Annotated in this window: 16 protein-coding genes; 12 read left to right on the top strand and 4 right to left on the bottom strand. The window is 33.9% G+C overall.

Translation table 11 applies throughout. The annotated features are described in order from the left end of the window. Positions 1-399 precede the first annotated feature (399 nt). Positions 400-3309, top strand: a complete 2910-nt coding sequence (locus tag DK442_RS25810) for a T9SS type A sorting domain-containing protein (protein WP_235011034.1) — start codon at positions 400-402, stop codon at positions 3307-3309. Positions 3310-3441: 132 nt separating this feature from the next. Then, positions 3442-5406, top strand: coding sequence for a DNA primase (gene dnaG / locus DK442_RS25805; protein ID WP_109438799.1), 1965 nt, complete (start codon positions 3442-3444; stop codon positions 5404-5406). On the opposite strand, the gene DK442_RS25800 is transcribed toward dnaG, so the two are convergent. Together DK442_RS25800 and nadE are read right to left on the bottom strand one after the other, a co-directional pair. Then, positions 5403-6035 (bottom strand): response regulator transcription factor, encoded by a 633-nt coding sequence (locus DK442_RS25800; RefSeq protein ID WP_109438798.1) that lies wholly within the window; start codon positions 6033-6035, stop codon positions 5403-5405. The two genes, dnaG and DK442_RS25800, sit on opposite strands and share 4 nt — an antisense overlap. A gap of 144 nt (positions 6036-6179) precedes the next feature. Beyond that, positions 6180-6968 carry an NAD(+) synthase gene (nadE, locus tag DK442_RS25795; protein WP_109438797.1) on the bottom strand — a complete coding sequence of 263 codons (789 nt, stop codon included), beginning with the start codon at positions 6966-6968 and terminating at the stop codon, positions 6180-6182. Positions 6969-7143: 175 nt separating this feature from the next. Here nadE and gldB point away from each other — a divergent pair, with 175 nt between their 5' ends. From gldB to DK442_RS25780, 3 genes are all read left to right on the top strand, one after another. Continuing rightward, positions 7144-8115: a gliding motility lipoprotein GldB gene (gldB, locus tag DK442_RS25790; protein ID WP_109438796.1), complete on the top strand. Its 972-nt coding sequence runs from the start codon at positions 7144-7146 to the stop codon at positions 8113-8115. Then, complete coding sequence (gene gldC, locus DK442_RS25785; protein WP_109438795.1) at positions 8112-8450, top strand: gliding motility protein GldC; 339 nt, start codon at positions 8112-8114, stop codon at positions 8448-8450. Before gldB ends, gldC begins: the two co-directional genes overlap by 4 nt. A 98-nt stretch (positions 8451-8548) precedes the next feature. Continuing rightward, positions 8549-8872, top strand: coding sequence for a GTPase (locus DK442_RS25780; protein WP_160114364.1), 324 nt, complete (start codon positions 8549-8551; stop codon positions 8870-8872). On the opposite strand, the gene yihA is transcribed toward DK442_RS25780, so the two are convergent. After that, entirely contained in the window at positions 8869-9474 is a 606-nt protein-coding gene (yihA, locus tag DK442_RS25775; RefSeq protein WP_109438793.1) for a ribosome biogenesis GTP-binding protein YihA/YsxC, read from the bottom strand. The two genes, DK442_RS25780 and yihA, sit on opposite strands and share 4 nt — an antisense overlap. Before the next feature lie 13 nt (positions 9475-9487). Continuing rightward, positions 9488-10258, bottom strand: coding sequence for an alpha/beta fold hydrolase (locus tag DK442_RS25770; RefSeq protein WP_109438792.1), 771 nt, complete (start codon positions 10256-10258; stop codon positions 9488-9490). Positions 10259-10559: 301 nt separating this feature from the next. Here DK442_RS25770 and mraZ point away from each other — a divergent pair, with 301 nt between their 5' ends. The 7 genes from mraZ to murD all read left to right on the top strand — a co-directional run bounded on the left by mraZ (position 10560) and on the right by murD (position 18391). Beyond that, on the top strand, positions 10560-11027 hold the full coding sequence (gene mraZ / locus DK442_RS25765) for a division/cell wall cluster transcriptional repressor MraZ (RefSeq protein WP_109438791.1): 468 nt from the start codon (positions 10560-10562) through the stop codon (positions 11025-11027). A gap of 89 nt (positions 11028-11116) precedes the next feature. Further along, positions 11117-12013, top strand: coding sequence for a 16S rRNA (cytosine(1402)-N(4))-methyltransferase RsmH (rsmH, locus tag DK442_RS25760; RefSeq protein ID WP_109438866.1), 897 nt, complete (start codon positions 11117-11119; stop codon positions 12011-12013). After that, positions 12010-12321 (top strand): FtsL-like putative cell division protein, encoded by a 312-nt coding sequence (locus DK442_RS25755; RefSeq protein ID WP_109438790.1) that lies wholly within the window; start codon positions 12010-12012, stop codon positions 12319-12321. The genes rsmH and DK442_RS25755 overlap by 4 nt, the downstream gene beginning before the upstream one ends. A 6-nt stretch (positions 12322-12327) precedes the next feature. Beyond that, positions 12328-14322, top strand: a complete 1995-nt coding sequence (locus DK442_RS25750) for a penicillin-binding protein (RefSeq protein ID WP_200825175.1) — start codon at positions 12328-12330, stop codon at positions 14320-14322. Next, positions 14319-15782: a UDP-N-acetylmuramoyl-L-alanyl-D-glutamate--2,6-diaminopimelate ligase gene (locus DK442_RS25745; protein ID WP_109438788.1), complete on the top strand. Its 1464-nt coding sequence runs from the start codon at positions 14319-14321 to the stop codon at positions 15780-15782. Before DK442_RS25750 ends, DK442_RS25745 begins: the two co-directional genes overlap by 4 nt. A 43-nt stretch (positions 15783-15825) precedes the next feature. Beyond that, entirely contained in the window at positions 15826-17055 is a 1230-nt protein-coding gene (gene mraY / locus DK442_RS25740; protein ID WP_109438787.1) for a phospho-N-acetylmuramoyl-pentapeptide-transferase, read from the top strand. A gap of 1 nt (position 17056) precedes the next feature. After that, the gene (gene murD, locus DK442_RS25735) at positions 17057-18391 is read left to right on the top strand and encodes a UDP-N-acetylmuramoyl-L-alanine--D-glutamate ligase (protein ID WP_109438786.1); all 1335 of its coding nucleotides are present in this window, start codon (positions 17057-17059) and stop codon (positions 18389-18391) included. Positions 18392-18426 lie beyond the last annotated feature (35 nt).

Genomic DNA, 18426 nt, shown 5'->3' with positions numbered 1-18426 from the left:
CTAAAAATGTAAAATATTATTTTGTTAAATAATTTACTAAAACAGAATAATTGTTATATAAAAAAATGAAGTAGAAATCCATAGATTAATTATGGTTTAAGCGTAACCTTTTGATTGTAAGTATTTTATGACATTTATTTTTTTTGTTTCTTATTGAAATGCTCTATATTTAATCAGTCATAATTGAGATAATTCCTTCCTTAATTTAAGCAAAAAAGCTTATGCTTTTCTGCTATTTAAAACTTGAAACTATATACTAATTATATATACTATTAACCAAATTTCACACAAATGAAAACAAAATTCTTTTATTTCACATTGTTCATGTTTTGCAGCTTTGCGCTGCTGGCTCAAACGGGCCCTTCTATGAAAGCTAGTTCTGTAGGTAAAGCTGTCTACATGAAAAAAATCCCCGCGCTTTCTCAAATGGATAACATTATTTCTGCTAAAGGTTTAGCACATGATGCTCCGGCAAAACGTAGGGGTAGTAATACGTATGTCCCAGGAAAAGGATATCCACAAGGAAATGATCCTTTCTTTAATGAAGCATCACAAAAATCGGCTTCAAAAATGGCGACTAGCGCTCCTGTTGCTTCTTTTGATGCGCACATAGGTACTGTATTAAATGATGCTACAGGTGCTATAGGGCCAAACCACTATGTTTATGCTTTTAACTCTGGTTTTGGTATTCTGGATAGAAGTGGTAATGTTTTATTGCCAGAAGCTTCATTAGCAACATTGTTTCCTGGAGAAACTTTGGGAGATCCAATAGTGGTGTATGATAACTTTGCAGATAGATTTATTGTTATGCAATTTAGTAATACCCCAAATGGATTTCTGATTGCTGTTGGTCAAGGACCAGATCCTGTTAATGACGGATGGTTTACATACCGATTTAACACAGGTACATTTCCAGATTATGAGAAGCTTTCAATCTGGAGTGATGGGTATTATATCACTGCAAATAAGGATCAAAATGCTCCTGATGTTAATGATGTTGTATTCGTAGTAGAAAGAGATCAAATGCTTGTAGGAGATCCGGGAGCACAATTAATTGGTTTCCCTCTTCCAGGGGCAGAAACTAATGGTTTTTATAGTCCGGGTGGTTTTAATGCAACAGGTACAACATTACCACCGGTAGGTACAGGTTGTTCTATAGTGTATTTACAAGATGATAGCTGGTCAGGTGTTTCTCAGGATGAATTAAAGATTTGGACAACGACTGTAGACTGGACAACTCCAGCCAATTCGTCTATTTCTGCTCCGCAAAGTATACCTACAACTCCATTCGATAGTGTGTTTGATGGTGGATCTTTTCAGAATCTTGATGAGCCAGGTACAGGTCCAGACATAGATGCATTACAAGCAACAATGATGTACATGACCCAATACAGGCGTTTTGGAACTCATAATTCTGTTGTTATGAATTTTGTAGTAGATCTTGATGGTACAGATAGTTTAGCAGGTATTCGTTGGTATGAATTAAGACAAACTGGTGATGGTGCTCCTTGGACAATCTATCAGGAAGGAACCTATGTTCAGCCAGATGGTCTTAGTGCTTTTTGCGGTAGTATCGCCCAAGATGCTCAAGGTAATATAGGATTAGCGTATACTGTTGTAAGTAGTAGTGTATTTACTTCACTACGTTATACCGGAAGATTGGCAAGTGACCCTCTTAATACAATGACTGCCGTAGAACAAGTTTCAGCAGATGGTGATGCTCAAAATAATAGAGGTGATGGTAGATATGGAGATTACGGTCAAATGACTATTGATCCAACAGATGATATGACCTTCTGGCATATTAGCGAGTATATGAAAGGGCCATCTCCAAATGTAAGAAGAAGTCATGTTGTTGCTTTTAAAATCGAACCAGCGGTTATCGATAATGAAGCGCCATCAACTCCAGCAAATTTGGTAGCTTCTGGTACAACTGCTAGACAGACTACATTAAACTGGGATGCCTCTACAGATAATGTGGGAGTTACAGGATACGATATTTATCAAGACGGAGTAGTTGTTGCTACAGCTCCTGATGCAACATTTATAGTAACCGGATTAGCGCCTCTTACGACATATACATTCTCTGTAATTGCAAAAGATGCTTCGGGTAACGAATCAGGTGCAAGTAATACAGTAAGTGTTACTACGCTAGAAAGTACAACAGGACCAGGTTGTTTAAATGGATTATTAGCACCTTATGACGAAAGTTTTGAAAGTGGTTTAGGAGCTTGGACTCAGGCTTCTGGAGATGATCTTGATTGGACAGTAGATTCTGCGGGTACTCCATCTAATAATACAGGGCCTTCAAGTGCCGACGATGGTTCCAATTATATTTATGTAGAAGCATCTGGTAATGGTACAGGTTTCCCAAATAAACGAGCAATTCTAAACTCCCCTTGTTTTGACCTTAACGATGCTACAGCAGCAGTATTTTCTTTTAGATACCATATGTTTGGGTCTTCTAATTTTGGATCATTGGATGTTGAAGCAAGTAATGATGAAGGAGTAACTTGGACAAGTATTTGGACAAGAAGTGGTAACCAAGGAAACTCTTGGCAGACTGCTACAATAGATTTAGCAGCGTACTTAGGTTCTGGGTTACAATTACGATTTAATCGTCTTACTGGAGGTACTTGGCAAGCTGATGCAGCTATAGATGCAATATCTCTTACTGCTGGTGGTGGTCCTGGAGGAAACTGTGCTACAGGTGATTTAAGCTTAAGTATTACATTTGATAATTATCCTCAAGAAACATCTTGGACATTAGTTGATGCAGGCGGAACTACTGTAGCTTCAGAAAGTTACTCTACTGCGAATCCTGATGGATCAACTGTTACAGAAACAATAACAGGATTAGCTTCTGGTAGTTACACATTTACAATTTCTGATTCTTTTGGTGATGGTATTTGCTGTGGATTTGGTAATGGATCTTATACCTTGTCAAGTAGTGCAGGTACAATTGTATCAGGAGGTGAGTTTGGAAGTTCTGATGTAACAGATTTCTGTGTTCAGGGATCAGCTAGATTAGATACATATGAATTGACAGATGTTCAGAAAAATGACCAGAATTTTGTTTTATCACCAAATCCTGTTAATAACGGAATCTTAAATATATCAGTAGGTAAAACGGCAATTCAGAACCTTGAGATCTTCTCTATGTTTGGTCAATTAGTTCTTAGTGTTAACGATCAGGGAACTAAGCAAAAAGTTGATGTAAGTAATCTTCCGGCAGGAACATATTTTGCTAGAATTACAGGAAAAGAAATCATAGAAACAAAACAATTCGTTATTGCGAATAGAAAATAGTTTTTTATAAATGATTGTTTAATTTCTGGGGCTGCCTTTTTAGGTAGCCCTTTTTTTATTAAATACATAAGAGGATTTGGGTCTCGGGAATTATATTATTTTTGTTGCGTATAATTTATTGCTATATTATTTATGATTCATAAGTCCACCGTAGATGCTGTATTTGAAACCGCTAGATTAGAGGAGGTTATAGGGGATTTTGTGCAATTAAAAAAGGCAGGGAGTAATTTTAAAGGGTTAAGTCCTTTTAGTGATGAAAGAACCCCATCATTTATGGTTTCTCCCGTAAAACAGATCTGGAAAGACTTTTCTAGTGGTAAAGGAGGTAATGTAGTTGCTTTTTTGATGGAACATGAGCACTTCACTTATCCAGAAGCTATAAAATACCTTGCGAAGAAATACAATATAGAAATAGAAGAAACAGAACAGACTGATGAACAGAAGCAACAAGCTGATGAACGGGAAAGTATGTATCTGGTTAGCGAGTTTGCAAATACATTCTTCCAAAATTCATTACTTAAAACAGAACAAGGTAAAGCAATAGGCTTATCATATTTTAAAGAAAGAGGGTTTACCGATGAAACCATAAAAAAGTTTGATCTGGGGTACTCTCCAGATTCTTGGGATGCCTTTACTTCTGAAGCTATTAAAAAAGGATATCAATTAAATTACCTTGAGAAAACAGGTTTAACTATAGTAAAAGAAGAAAAGCAGTTTGATCGCTTTAAAGGAAGAGTGATGTTTCCTATTCAATCCATGTCTGGCCGTGTACTGGGTTTTGGAGGTAGGATATTAACAAATGATAAAAAGGCTGCTAAGTACCTTAATTCACCCGAGAGTGATATCTATCATAAAAGTAAGGTGCTTTACGGAATTTATCATGCTAAGCAATCTATAGCCAAAGAAGATAACTGTTATCTTGTAGAAGGATATACAGATGTTATTCAGTTTAATCAAACGGGAGTGAAAAATGTGGTCTCTTCTTCAGGAACCGCATTAACACCTGATCAAATACGACTAATTAGTAGATTGACAAAAAACATCACTGTGCTATTTGATAGTGACGCAGCCGGAATGAGAGCTTCTATACGAGGGATTGATTTGATCTTGGAACAGGGGATGAATGTAAAAGTATGTAGTTTTCCCGAAGGAGAGGACCCTGATAGTTTCGCAAAACAAAATACTTTAGAGGAGCTTAGCTCGTATCTGGAAGATAATATTCAAGATTTTATAAGTTTTAAAGCTTCATTGTTACAACAGGAGTCAAAAAATGATCCGATAAAGAAAGCAGAATTAGTTAGAGATATGGTAACCAGTATTTCTAAAATTCCTGATGTGATCAAAAGAGAGATTTATGTACAGGAGTGTTCTAGAATTATGGATATTTCTGAAGATGTGTTATTTGATACCTTGGCACAAATACGTAATGTAGATGCAAAGGATCAGCGCAAACAACAAAAGCAAGAACATAAATCATTAGAGGTAGTAAAAACCGAAGTGCAGAAACAGCCTAAGGTAAATAGGCAGTATATATTAGAACGTCATATTATAAAGGCACTGTTGTTATATGGTGTGCAGGAAGAGGAGTTTGAAGATTTGATAATGAAGGAGAACGAAGAAGGAGAGCTTGTTTTAGAACCTGAAATACACACCGCAAAGGTTTTTGAAAAAATATTTTTGGATTTACAAGATGATGAAATCGAATTCACTGATCAAATGTTCAAAGATATATATGCGATTTTGATTGAAGAACTAAATTTGGATACTGAGTTTAAGATCGAAAGTTTTATAAATAAAATTCCGCCTGAGATAGCTTCAGAAATTACAGAAATAATGATGACCGAAGATCGCTATGAACTCCATAGGTGGGTGGATGTGGAGATTCATGTAAAACAAAAAACCGATTCTGTATCAGAATATGTGAATAATATTATACTGGGCTTAAGAGGGTTCTTGATAGATCAAAAAATAAATGAGCTTTCACAAGAAGTGAAAGCTCAGAATATTGAAAATAATAATATGAGTGTTTTAGAGGATATTCGAGATTATCAAACTCTTAAAAAATTATTATATAGAAAACTAAATCGAGTGATTTAGCTAATATGTAATAATCTGGACTGATGAATTAGATCGGCAAGATTATCCACTTTTAATTTTTTTAGTAATCTGGTTTTATATGTGCTTACTGTTTTCTCATTAATAGATAGTGTAGTAGCGATGTCTTTATTACGTTTCCCCGAGGAAAGTAAATTAAGAACTTCGATCTCTCGAGAAGAAAGCTTTTTATACTTCACTACCATGTTGTTTTCATTGGCATTTCCGTTAGCTAACTGTTGGGTTAGGTTGTCATTTAAATAAATACCCCCTCGAGCAACACGTTCTATTGCTTTTTTAAGTGTTTTTGTCGGAACTGTTTTCGCTAAATATGCCGAAGCTCCAGCTTTAATGGCACTTAATGCATACATTTCTTCAGGATGAGAACTAAAAATAATTACTTTTATTCCAGAAAATTCTTTCTTGATTGTTCTCAATGCCATAATTCCATTGATCTGAGGTAGGTCTAGCTCCATGATGAGGACATCAGGAGTGTTAGATTTCAAAACATCATACATCTCGTTACCGTTACTTACTTTTCCAATGATCTCATAATCTTCTGAGTGGCGAAATAAAGAAACGATCCCCTTCCTTGTAATTGGATGATGATCTGCGATTAATACGGTTGTCATTCTTGTTTACGATTGTTAATGTTAGTTTAAATTTAAGAGTTTAACATTCCTTAAGGCTAGGGGTAACTTTGTAATCTTTGTGCAAAATTACTAAGAACTAGTCCTCGTAAACTTTTTTTTATGGATTTATCGATAAAATGCCTCTTATTTTAGATTAAAGGGTATTTTACAGACCGGAATCGGTGTCATTTTATGTTGATTTACGGTATTTAGTCGTGTAAAAATAGCAAAGACCTCTTGTTCTCGTTCCTTAAAATCGTTCACATTTTTGCCATCTTCTTTCATTTTCATAGCCCATTCTAATTCATCATAACTTGCTCCAATTTGATCTTCATCGCTTCTGCTGTCACCAAATAATCCATCTGTAGGAGCAGCAATTTGTATTGAGTTTGGTACATCTAAAGCTTTACCGAGATCATAAACTTCACTTTTTAACAGATCAGCTATAGGACTTAGATCTACACCGCCGTCACCATATTTAGTATAGAAACCAACACCAAAATCTTCAACTTTATTTCCTGTGCCAGCCACCAGATATTTGTGCAATCCAGCAAAATAATATAATGTAGACATTCTTAATCGGGCCCTAGTGTTTGCAAGAGACAAATCAAGTTGTGCGCTTTGTTCTGTTTTGGGAACAGCAGATTTAAACTCTTCAAAAACAGGAGTAAGATCAACTCTTACATCAGAAACATTAGAAAATCGTTCTTTTAATTGGGTGATATGTTCTTGAGCTCTAGTTACTTGACTTTGAGCTTGGTGAATTGGCATTTCTACACAAATTGTTTTTAGACCAGTTCTTGCGCACAAAGAAGAAGTAACCGCACTATCAATTCCTCCACTCACTCCGACAACAAAACCACCTATGTTTGCTTTGGTCGCATAATCCTTTAGCCAGTTTACTATATGATCAATTACTTTTTCTGTTTGCATGTTTTATGATTTATTATTATTCATTTATTATGTGCTAAGCTAAAACAAATATATCTATCAATTTTAATCTCGTAATTGGTAATTTGATATATTACCTTTGCAATTATAAAATTAATAAAAAAACATGGCGTTCTTAAGTAATCGAAATTATTTAAGGACATATTATAATTTGAGAATGAATAGTATTAAATTTTTAAAATTCACTATCGTTTTTTGTATATTATTTTCTTGCTCGCATGAAAGCAAAGTTGAAAAAGAGATAGTTAAAATTCCAGTAAATATTAAAATAGAACGTTTTGATCAATCATTTGCAGAATTAACAAGAGAAAACCTACCTGATTTAAAAGAAAACTATCCTTTTCTGTTTTCAGAAAAATATGCAGATAGTGTATGGATTAATAAATCAAAAGATACCATTCAATTAGAAATAAATGATGAAATAAAGAAAATTTTTAATGACCTTTCTGAGGAGGAAGAACAATTAAAATCACTTTTTCAACATGTTAAATATTATTTCCCCGAAATTAAAGAGCCAAGGGTTATAACGATTACATCTGATGTAGATTATAGAAATAAAGTAGTGCTTTCAAAAGGTTTGTTAATTATAGCTTTGGATACGTATTTAGGAACAGATCATCATTTTTATGAAGGGATACAGAAATATCTGAAACAAAATTTTGAAAGGAATCAAATAGTGTCTGATGCAGCTTCTATGTATGCTAAAAATAGAGTTGGACCAATACGAGATAGAACATTTTTGGGAAATCTGGTGTCTTTTGGTAAAGAGTTGTATTTAAAGGATTTGTTTTTGCCTAATAGTAGTGATGCAAGAAAAATGGGGTATAGTGAAGAACAATATGCCTGGGTAGTAGCAAACGAAGAAGAGATATGGAGGTATTTTATAGATAAGCAGCTGTTATATAGTACAGATGGCGAATTAATGCCTAGATTTTTATATCCAGCTCCTTTTTCAAAGTTTTATTTAGAAGAAATAGATAATGAAGCGCCTGATAGAGTGGGGCAATTTATAGGTTGGAAGATTGTGGCTTCATATATGAAAAATAACGATGTATCTTTGCGGCAATTATTGTTAGAAGATGCAGAGACGATTTTTAACAAATCAAAATATAAACCCAAAAGACAATGACAAAGGGACATAAATCAGAGATTAAAATAGATATAGAATTAGATGAAAATCGTATTCCTGAACAATTAAAATGGACGGCCAAAGATGGTGGGGTAGAAAATGAAGAGACCAAAGCTTTATTACTATCTGTTTGGGATAGTAAAAGTAAAGAAAGTCTTCGTATTGATTTGTGGACTAAAGATATGCCAGTAGATGAAATGAAAATCTTTTTTCATCAAACATTAGTTGCAATGAGTGATACCTTTCATCGTGCTACACAAGATGAAAAAATGACTGCTACTATGAAAGATTTTTGTGATTATTTTGCAGAAAAATTAGAATTAAAACAACAATAAACCTTATGGGTTGGTTTTGTGAATCCTTCTAACTTATTTCCAAAATTGAAGCTTTGAAAGGAATCTTGATTTTTGTGTATAATGCAAAATCCGATTTTTTGAATAAATATGTAGATGTGCTCCATAAGATTGTGAGTCCTGATACATATTCTTGTGATCTTTGTAATTTGACTCATGGTAATTTTACAGAGAAAAAAAGATGGAAAAATTATAGAGAAAATAGTAACTCAGAGTTTGTGTTTATGTATAAGGATCAATTCTTAGATACATACTTGGATTTAAATATTGAAAATTTAACGTTTCCTGCAGTTTTTAAAAAAGAAGGTTCGGTAATAGAAATTCTGTTTTATTCAAAAGTGATATCATCTCTGTCTTCAGTGGAAGATTTAATTGATCTTTTACAACAATATGAGAGGGGCTAAGAATTTTTTAGTTGTGTATTAATTTCGGAGATATAGCTAAGTATTTCGTCTTTGCCTAATCCAGAAGAGGATGATGTTATAAAATAATTAGGCATCTCTTCCCAATATTTTAGCATTTCTTTTATATATTCATCTATTTGAATAGGTAGTTTGGTTTTAGTAAGCTTATCTGCCTTCGTAAAAATAATAGAGAATGGTATTTGGTGCTCGCCTAGCCATTGCATAAATTCAAGATCTATTTTTTGAGGCTCATGTCTACAATCCACTAAAACAAATGCACTTACGAGTTGAGTACGTTTTGAAAAATACGCTGTAATAAATTTTTGAAATACTTTTTTTGAAGATTTAGATACTCTCGCGTACCCGTATCCAGGTAAATCGACCAAGAACCAACTCTTATTAATGATAAAATGATTAATCAATTGAGTTTTTCCGGGTCGTCCAGATGTTTTAGCAAGGCTTTTTCGGTTGGTAAGCATATTAATTAATGAAGACTTGCCAACATTAGATCTCCCGATAAAAGCATACTCTGCAAGTCTGTCTTTAGGGCATTTGGCAACATCGCTATTACTCATTACAAATTCAGCGCTGCTAATCTTCATCGCATTAATAAAATTAGAAGTTACGTTCTAGTAACCAATTGTGAAATAAACGGTTAAACTCTTCTGGATGTTCCATCATAGCTGCATGACCACACTTGTCTATCCAATATAAGTCAGAATCAGGTAATAACCTGTTGAAATCGTCTGCAACTTCTGGGGGGGTGACATTGTCATTCTTCCCCCATATAACACATGTTGGTGTGTTCATATTAGGTAAATCTTTTGCCATATTATGACGAATAGCACTTTTGGCAATTGCAAGAGTTCGTATTAATTTGTTTCGATCATTTACAGTAGAGTAAACCTCGTCTACAATTTCTTTTGTTGCTATTTTTGGGTCATAAAATACACTTTCAGCTTTGGCTTTAATGTATTCGTAGTCACCACGTTTAGGGTAGCTTTCACCCATTGCGCTTTCATAAAGTCCAGAGCTTCCTGTGATAACAAGTCCTTTTATTTTCTCAGGAAACATTTTAGTGCATAGAAGTGCAATATGACCACCCAGAGAATTCCCAAGAAGAATCACCTCTTTGTCACCATAACCCAAATGATCTATAAAATCTTTGAGGTACTTTGCATATGTTATAACCTTAGTTTTTAGTAAAGGTAATGTGTAAATTGGAAGTTCAGGAGTTAGTACTTTATATCCATGTTTAGGAAAGTGAGAATTCACACCTTCAAAGTTACTCAAACCACCCATCAATCCGTGTAAAATGATGATCGGTGTACCTTCCCCTAAATCTAGATAACTAAATTTTCCGTCTTTTTTTAATTCGTGCTTCATTAATATTTCTTACAAGAATTAAAAGCAAATATAGCATTTTCATAATTAGTTTTATGTTTTTTTTATTAATACTGCAAAATGAATTTTTATATTTTTTTTGACGGTTGTTTTTTCCTCCTCGGATTGATTAAAGCTACGAATTCATAAGCTTGCTCTAGTGTCTTGATAGACAAAATTTTAAAGTTTTTAATGCCTTCCTGTGTGCTATTTTAAGTACAACTTATCAACAATGTGGTAAAATGTGGTAAAATGTGGTAAAATTTTCAATATATTTGACTAATTAAACGTTTAGGGAAATAAAGTGGTAAATCTAATCGGCACATACGAATGTAAGGCAGACGCTAAGGGACGTCTGATGATGCCTGTTGCTTTCAAAAAGCAACTTTCGCCTGTGTTGCAAGATGGATTTGTAGTGAAAAGAGCTGTGTTTCAGTCTTGTTTGGAGTTGTATCCAATGGCAGAATGGAACCTTTTAATGCAAAAACTAAACAAATTAAACCGCTTTAAAAAGAAGAATAATGATTTCATCCGAAGGTTTACAGCTGGAGTGAAAATAGTAGAAATTGATTCGGCAGGTCGTCTTTTGATTCCAAAGGATTTGATAAGTTTTGCCGGTATTACTAAAGATCTGGTATTATCATCGGCTGTTAATATTATCGAAATATGGGATAAAGATCAATATGAAAAAGCAATAGATGATGTAGCTGATGATTTTGGAGATTTGGCTGAGGAAGTGATGGGATTTGATGATGAAATAAACCTTGATTAATTAAAGGATAATGTTTGAAAATACCTGATTCAAAAAATATTGAAGATTGGGTGTTTGTGTGATTATTTAAAAAGATATAAATGGAACAGATGGAATATCATAATCCTGTTTTACTTAAGGAAACCGTTGGTGGTTTGGCGATCAAGCCAGATGGGGTTTATGTTGATGTTACGTTTGGAGGAGGAGGTCATTCTAATGAAATATTAAAACAATTAGGTCCAGAGGGAAAACTATATGCATTTGATCAAGATCAAGACGCTTTGAGTAATGCAATTGATGATGATAGGTTCACTTTGATCAATGAAAATTTTAGGTTTATTAAAAGATTTTTAAGGTTTTATGGAATCAGAAAAGTAGATGGTATTCTTGGGGATTTTGGAGTTTCTTCTCATCAATTTGATGTTGCAGACAGAGGTTTTTCTACAAGATTCGAAGCCGATTTGGATATGAGGATGAATCAAAATGGAGAAGTGTCGGCTTATCATATAATTAACGAATATGATGAGTCAGATTTAAAAGTAATGTTTTTGCAATATGGTGAGTTACGCAATGCGCCTAAACTGGCAAGAGCAATAGTTGGAGCAAGAAAAGAAAGTCCTATTAAAACGAGCGTGGAGTTAAAAGAGGTGTTGAAGCCATTTTTACCAAAACATAAGGAGCATAAGATTTTAGCCCAGATTTATCAAGCAATTCGTATTGAGGTAAATCAAGAAATTGAAGTGTTAAAGGAGTTTTTAGAACAAACTACAGAATTGTTGGATGAAGGAGGGAGAATTAGTTTAATCTCATATCATTCTTTAGAAGATAGATTGGTAAAACGATTTATTCGCAATGGGATGTTTGAAGGTGAACCAGAAAAAGATTTATATGGTAATGTGTCAGTACCATTTAAAAAAATAGGAGGATTAATTGTTCCTGATAGTGAAGAGGTTAAAGTGAATAATAGAGCACGAAGTGCTAAACTTAGAATAGCAGAAAGAATTTGAAACAGACAATCTATGACATATTAAAAGGAAAATTTTTGATTGCAGATGATGCAATGAAAAATTGGAGAATGTTATTGTTTCTTTCTTTTTTGGCGATAGTAATGATTGCCAGTTCTCATAATGCAGAGAGCAAAGTACACGAAATTGCCAGATTGAATAATGAAGTAAGAGAATTAAGAACACAATTTGTGGATGGAAAGACTGAATTAATGAGATTGAAAATGGAATCATCTATAATCAAAAAGATGACACAAAAAGGATTAAAACGCCCGGCAAGGCCTCCAAGAAAAATAATAGTAAAAAATTAAGTTGTTTTGGCAATAAAAGAGAAAAACATATTAAATAGGTTGTACTTCATAGCAGCATGTATGTTTGTTTTTGCCATTGCGGTATTGGCAAAACTGGTAAATATACAGTTTGTAGAAGGAGATATGTATCGTAAAAAAGCTCAAGAAAGAGTTTTTAAAACTTTTGATATACCAGCCAATAGAGGTAATCTTTATGATAGTAAGGGTAATTTGCTAGCTACATCAGTTCCTAAATATGATATAAGATTTGATGCACTTACTGTAAACGAAAAAGATTTTAGAAAATATATTAAACCACTTTGTGAAGCATTATCCAAAGAATTTGGAAAACCTGTTTCATATTATGATAAAATTATTAGAGTAGCTAGAGATAATAAAAACAGATACTTGTTGCTTCGAAGAAATTTAGGGTATTCTCAATATATGAGAGTTAAAAAATTTCCTTTGTTTGAGTTCGGTGCAAATAGAGGAGGATTAATTGTTGAGCAGCGTACAATAAGAGAGCATCCTATTGGGAAAATTGCAGAACGAACGGTTGGGTATGAAAGAAGAGATGAGCAAGGATATTATACTAGAGTAGGTTTAGAAGGTGCGTATGGCCCTTTTTTAAGAGGAAAAGAAGGAAAAAGAAAGAAACAAAAGATAGCAAAAAATCAATGGAAACCTATAGGCGATGATAATGAGGTAGAGCCTCAGGATGGATTTGATGTGGTTTCAACTATTGATGTAAATATTCAGGATATATCACATCATGTACTATTAGGACAACTTGAAAAATTCGAAGCAGAACATGGTACTGTTGTAGTAATGGAAACAAAAACCGGAGAGATAAAAGCAATATCTAACCTTGGGCGTACCAAAGCAGGGAAATATTATGAGAAACTAAATTACGCAGTAGGAGAGTCTCATGAGCCAGGGTCTACCTTTAAATTAATGACTATGGTAGCAGCTTTAGAAGATAGGGTTATTGATTCGAGTTATGTTGTGGATACAGAAAATGGTCGTGTAAAGTTTTATGATAGGGTTGTAAAAGATTCTAAGTGGGGAGGATATGGAAAAATATCCGCTGCAAGAGCATTCGAGCTGTCTTCAAATACAGCTTTTGCAAAAATGATTAATGAAAATTATAAAGATAACCCAAGAAAGTTTGTTGATCGATTGATTAATATGGGATTAGGAGAAACACTCGGACTAGCAATTAAAGGAGAAGGAAAACCAAAGATTCCTTATCCAGGAGATGATGATTGGTATGGCACTACTTTGCCTTGGATGGCGCATGGATATGGTGTTGCAATTACTCCTTTACAAACTTTAGCTTTTTATAATGCTATTGCAAATGATGGTGAAATGGTAAAGCCAAGGTTTATCAAAGAAGTAAAAACCTGGGATAAGACGAGAGAAAGATTTGATAAAGAGGTTTTAAACCCTACGATATGTTCTAAAACAACAGCAAAAATAGCACAAGAAATGATGAAGAATGTTGTGAAGAGAGGTACAGCAGACAATATTCTAACAGATAATTTTGGAATAGCCGGTAAAACAGGTACATGTTGGGGTAATTATGGTAGAGATAAAGAACGAGAATATATCTCATCTTTTGCAGGATATTTTCCAGCAGATGACCCTATTTATTCTTGCATTGTTGTAATTCATAAACCGAATAAGAAAAAAGGATATTACGGAAGTGAAGTGGCAGCTCCTGTTTTTAAGACTATAGCAACAAAAATATATAATGATATACCAGTGATTGACGAGGTATCATATGCGGCGATTGAGAGTAATTCAGTTGTGAATAGTTATGAGAAATATTATGAGAATGCTCGAAAATATAAAACCATAATGCCTAATGTAAAAGGGATGCCCGCAATGGATGTTATTTCACTTTTAGAAAATATGGGGCTTAAAGTGGAGCTAAAAGGATCAGGAACTGTAAAGAAGCAGTCTATAGAGCCGGGAACCAAAGTGAAAATAAATCAAAAAATAAGATTAGAGCTATCGTGACAGAGTTAAAAGATATTCTATATAAAGTAGCGATTAATGCTGTTGTAGGTGATACAAAAACTAGCGTTAATAAAATCGAATTCGATTCTAGAAAAATAGGGCAGGATGATGTGTTTGTGGCTATCAGAGGATCGGTCTCAGATGGGCATGACTTTATTGAAAAAGCTATTAATCAGGGAGCATTAGCGGTGATTTGTGAAAAAATACCGGATGTTACGGTTAATGGAGTTACTTATGTAGAAGTAGAAGATACACAGTCTGCATTGGCAATAATGGCTTCTAATTATTTTGACACTCCTTCAGAAAACCTAAAATTAGTTGGAGTAACAGGGACTAATGGAAAAACAACGATTGCAACATTGTTATATCAACTTTTTAAGAAAGCTGGTTTTAAAGTAGGATTGTTATCAACAGTAAAAGTTATGGTTGATGTAGAAGAATATAAGGCAACACATACTACTCCTGATTCTTTGGCTATCAATTATTATCTAAAGGAGATGAATGAAGCAGGTGTTGAATATTGCTTTATGGAAGTAAGTTCTCATGGGATTCATCAAAAACGTACTGAAGGACTTGAGTTTGCTGGAGGAATTTTTACGAATTTGTCTCACGATCATTTGGATTATCACAATACATTCAAAGAATATCGCGATGTGAAAAAAGTATTCTTTGATGGTTTATCTGCAAAAGCTTTTGCTTTAGTAAATAAAGATGATAAAAATGGAGCTTTTATGCTTCAGAATACCCATGCAAAACAATACACCTATGCTTTAAAATCATATGCCGATTATAGAGGTCAAATCTTAGAAAATAGTCTAGAGGGATTGTTGCTTAAGCTTAATGATAATGAGGTTTGGGCAAAACTTATAGGTAGTTTTAATGCGTATAACTTATTGGCAATTTTTGGAGCAGCAGAGTTACTAGGACTCGAGACGTTAGAAACACTTCAATTATTAAGTGAATTACAAAGTGTGAGTGGTAGATTTCAATATTTGATTTCAGAGCAGAAGATTACAGCAATAGTGGATTATGCACATACTCCTGATGCATTAAAAAATGTACTGGAAACCATTAATGATATTCGAACAAATAATGAAACTCTGATTACGGTTGTTGGATGTGGAGGGGATAGAGATAAGATGAAACGCCCTGTGATGGGTAACATTGCGGCGAGACTTAGTAACAAAGCGATTTTTACTAGTGATAATCCCAGAACAGAAAATCCAGAGCAAATTATTGCAGATATAGAAAAAGGAGTAGAACCACAAGATTATAAAAAAACACTTTCTATTACAGATAGAAAACAAGCGATTAAAACCGCCTGTCAATTGGCGGAAAAAGATGATATAATTCTTATTGCAGGAAAAGGGCATGAAACATATCAGGAAATTAATGGAGAACGAAATGATTTTAATGATTTTGAAATTGTTAGAGAAGAACTAAAAAAACTAAACAAATAAATCCTTTTGTGTTTGTAGAGAGAATATAAAAAGGTAATGACTTATGCTATACTATTTATTTGAATATTTGGAAAGCGAATACCAGTTCCCCGGGGCAACGCTGTTTCAGTTTATAACTTTTAGAGCTGCAATGGCGATTATACTGTCGTTATTAATCTCTACAATTTATGGTAAGCGCATTATAGGTTTTCTTCAAAGAAAACAAATGGGAGAAAGTATTCGTGAGTTGGGATTAGATGGTCAGGCAGAAAAGGCAGGAACTCCAACTATGGGAGGTATCATTATTATTTTGGCAACTCTTGTTCCTGTATTGTTATTTGCTAAACTGGATAATATATATGTCATACTGTTAATTGTTACCACATTATGGATGGGAGTGATTGGTTTTACAGATGATTATTTAAAAATTAAAAGAAAAGATAAGGAAGGGCTTGCTGGAAAATTTAAGGTTATTGGTCAAGTAGGATTAGGACTTATCGTAGGGTGTACTATGTATTTTCATAGTGATATTACCATTAAAGAAGAAAAAGCTAATTCTGATGTAGAGCAGGTTGCTAGCTCCGAGGAGAGCTCAGATTTTAATCCAGCTATTAAGTCTACAAAAACAACAATACCATTCCTCAAAAATAATGAATTCGAATATTCCAGTTTGATTACCTGGATCAGTCCAGATCTCGTTAAATATGCTTGGTTAATATTTATACCTATTGTGATTTTTATTGTCACTGCGGTTTCAAACGGAGCCAACCTTACTGATGGGATTGATGGATTGGCTGCAGGTTCATCAGCAATAATGGTATTGACATTAGCACTGTTTGCATGGGTTTCGGGTAATATCATATTTTCAGATTATCTCAATGTAATGTATATACCTAATTCTGGAGAGATGACCATATTTATAGCAGCATTTGCAGGGGCTTTGGTAGGCTTTTTATGGTACAATACGTATCCTGCGCAGGTTTTTATGGGGGATACAGGAAGTTTGACTATAGGAGGAATTATAGCAGTTATTGCAATTGCAATACGTAAAGAATTTTTGATCCCTATCATATGCGGAATCTTTTTTATAGAAACCTTATCAGTAATGATGCAGGTAAGCTGGTTTAAGTATACTAAAAAAAAGCATGGAGAAGGAAGGAGAATATTTTTGATGTCCCCTTTACATCATCACTATCAGAAGAAAGGAATACATGAAAGTAAGATCGTTTCCAGGTTTTGGATTGTTGGGATTTTTCTGGCAATTATTGCTGTGATTACGCTTAAGGTGAGATAGTATGAAAAGGTTAGTGGTGTTAGGTGCAGGAGAGAGTGGAGTTGGAACCGCAATTTTGGGTAAAAAGAAAGGATTTGATGTTTTTGTTTCTGATAAGGGAACAATTACAGATCATTATAAAGAAGTTCTTAGAAATTTTGAAATCGAATGGGAAGAACAACAACATACAGTATCTAGGATTATAAATGCAGATGTTGTTATGAAGAGTCCGGGGATTCCTGATAAAGTAGCACTGGTACAGCAACTACTTGAAAAAGGGATTCACGTAGTATCTGAAATAGAGTTTGCTTTTGGATTTACTGCTGCGCAGATTGTGGGTATTACAGGAAGCAATGGAAAGACAACAACAACTATGCTTACTCATTATATACTCCAGCAGGGAGGGTTGGATGTAAATATAGCGGGTAATATAGGTGATAGTTTTGCAAAACAAGTGGCAGAGAAAGATGCTCCTTTTTATGTATTAGAATTAAGTAGCTTTCAGCTGGATGGTATTAAAGAGTTTGCGCCTCATATTGCGATTCTTACCAATATCACTCCAGATCATTTGGATCGATATGACTATAAATTTGAAAATTATATCGCTTCAAAATTTAGAATTGCAATGAATCAAAAAGAAGATGATTACTTTATTTATGATGCAGATGATAAGGTAATTGTAGAGTATTTAGAGAAGTATCCCATTCGCTCAAAATTACTACCATTTTCTTTGACAAAAAGAGTGGAAAACGGAGCTTATTTAGAAAAAAATAATATAACAATAACAATAGACAACAACAAAATCATCATGCCAACAGAAAACTTAGCATTAAAAGGAAATCACAATGTGAAAAATGCCATGGCCGCCGCTACGGTATCACAATTGTTGAAAATTAGAAAGACTACCATTCGAGAGTGTTTAGAGAACTTTCATGGAGTAGAACATAGGTTGGAAAATGTATTGAAAATTAATAATGTACAATATATTAATGATTCAAAAGCAACCAATGTAAATGCAACTTTCTATGCATTAGATGCTATGAAATCTGCAACAGTATGGATTGTAGGAGGAGTAGATAAAGGTAATGATTATACAGAGTTGTTTTCTTTGGTTAATGAGAAAGTGAAAGCAATTATTTGTTTAGGAGTGGATAATTCTAAAATCATAAATGCGTTTGGCAATTGTGTTGATGATATCGTAGAAACACAATCAATGAAAGAAGCGGTAAAAATGGCATATAAAATAGCTGAGAGAAATGAAAATGTTCTATTATCTCCTGCGTGTGCAAGTTTTGATCTGTTTAAAAATTATGAAGAAAGAGGTCGACAGTTTAAAGAAGCTGTTAGAGAATTATAGTCCGGTAAAAATACGATGAAGTATAGATTTAAAAT

This window comes from Aquimarina sp. AU119, assembly GCF_900312735.1.
In the GTDB taxonomy this organism is placed as follows: Bacteria; Bacteroidota; Bacteroidia; order Flavobacteriales; family Flavobacteriaceae; genus Aquimarina; species Aquimarina algiphila.
The sequence above is the reverse complement of the archived record's forward strand: the minus strand, read 5'-3'. Positions and strand labels throughout refer to the sequence as shown.

Coding starts and splice junctions, on each gene's coding strand:
- DK442_RS25810 (WP_235011034.1), top strand. CDS start 400: ATGAAAAAAATCCCCGCGCTTTCTCAAATGGATAACATTATTTCTGCT.
- dnaG (WP_109438799.1), top strand. CDS start 3,442: ATGATTCATAAGTCCACCGTAGATGCTGTATTTGAAACCGCTAGATTA.
- DK442_RS25800 (WP_109438798.1), bottom strand. CDS start 6,035: ATGACAACCGTATTAATCGCAGATCATCATCCAATTACAAGGAAGGGG.
- nadE (WP_109438797.1), bottom strand. CDS start 6,968: ATGCAAACAGAAAAAGTAATTGATCATATAGTAAACTGGCTAAAGGAT.
- gldB (WP_109438796.1), top strand. CDS start 7,144: ATGAATAGTATTAAATTTTTAAAATTCACTATCGTTTTTTGTATATTA.
- gldC (WP_109438795.1), top strand. CDS start 8,112: ATGACAAAGGGACATAAATCAGAGATTAAAATAGATATAGAATTAGAT.
- yihA (WP_109438793.1), bottom strand. CDS start 9,474: ATGAAGATTAGCAGCGCTGAATTTGTAATGAGTAATAGCGATGTTGCC.
- DK442_RS25770 (WP_109438792.1), bottom strand. CDS start 10,258: ATGAAGCACGAATTAAAAAAAGACGGAAAATTTAGTTATCTAGATTTA.
- rsmH (WP_109438866.1), top strand. CDS start 11,117: ATGGAATATCATAATCCTGTTTTACTTAAGGAAACCGTTGGTGGTTTG.
- mraY (WP_109438787.1), top strand. CDS start 15,826: ATGCTATACTATTTATTTGAATATTTGGAAAGCGAATACCAGTTCCCC.
- murD (WP_109438786.1), top strand. CDS start 17,057: ATGAAAAGGTTAGTGGTGTTAGGTGCAGGAGAGAGTGGAGTTGGAACC.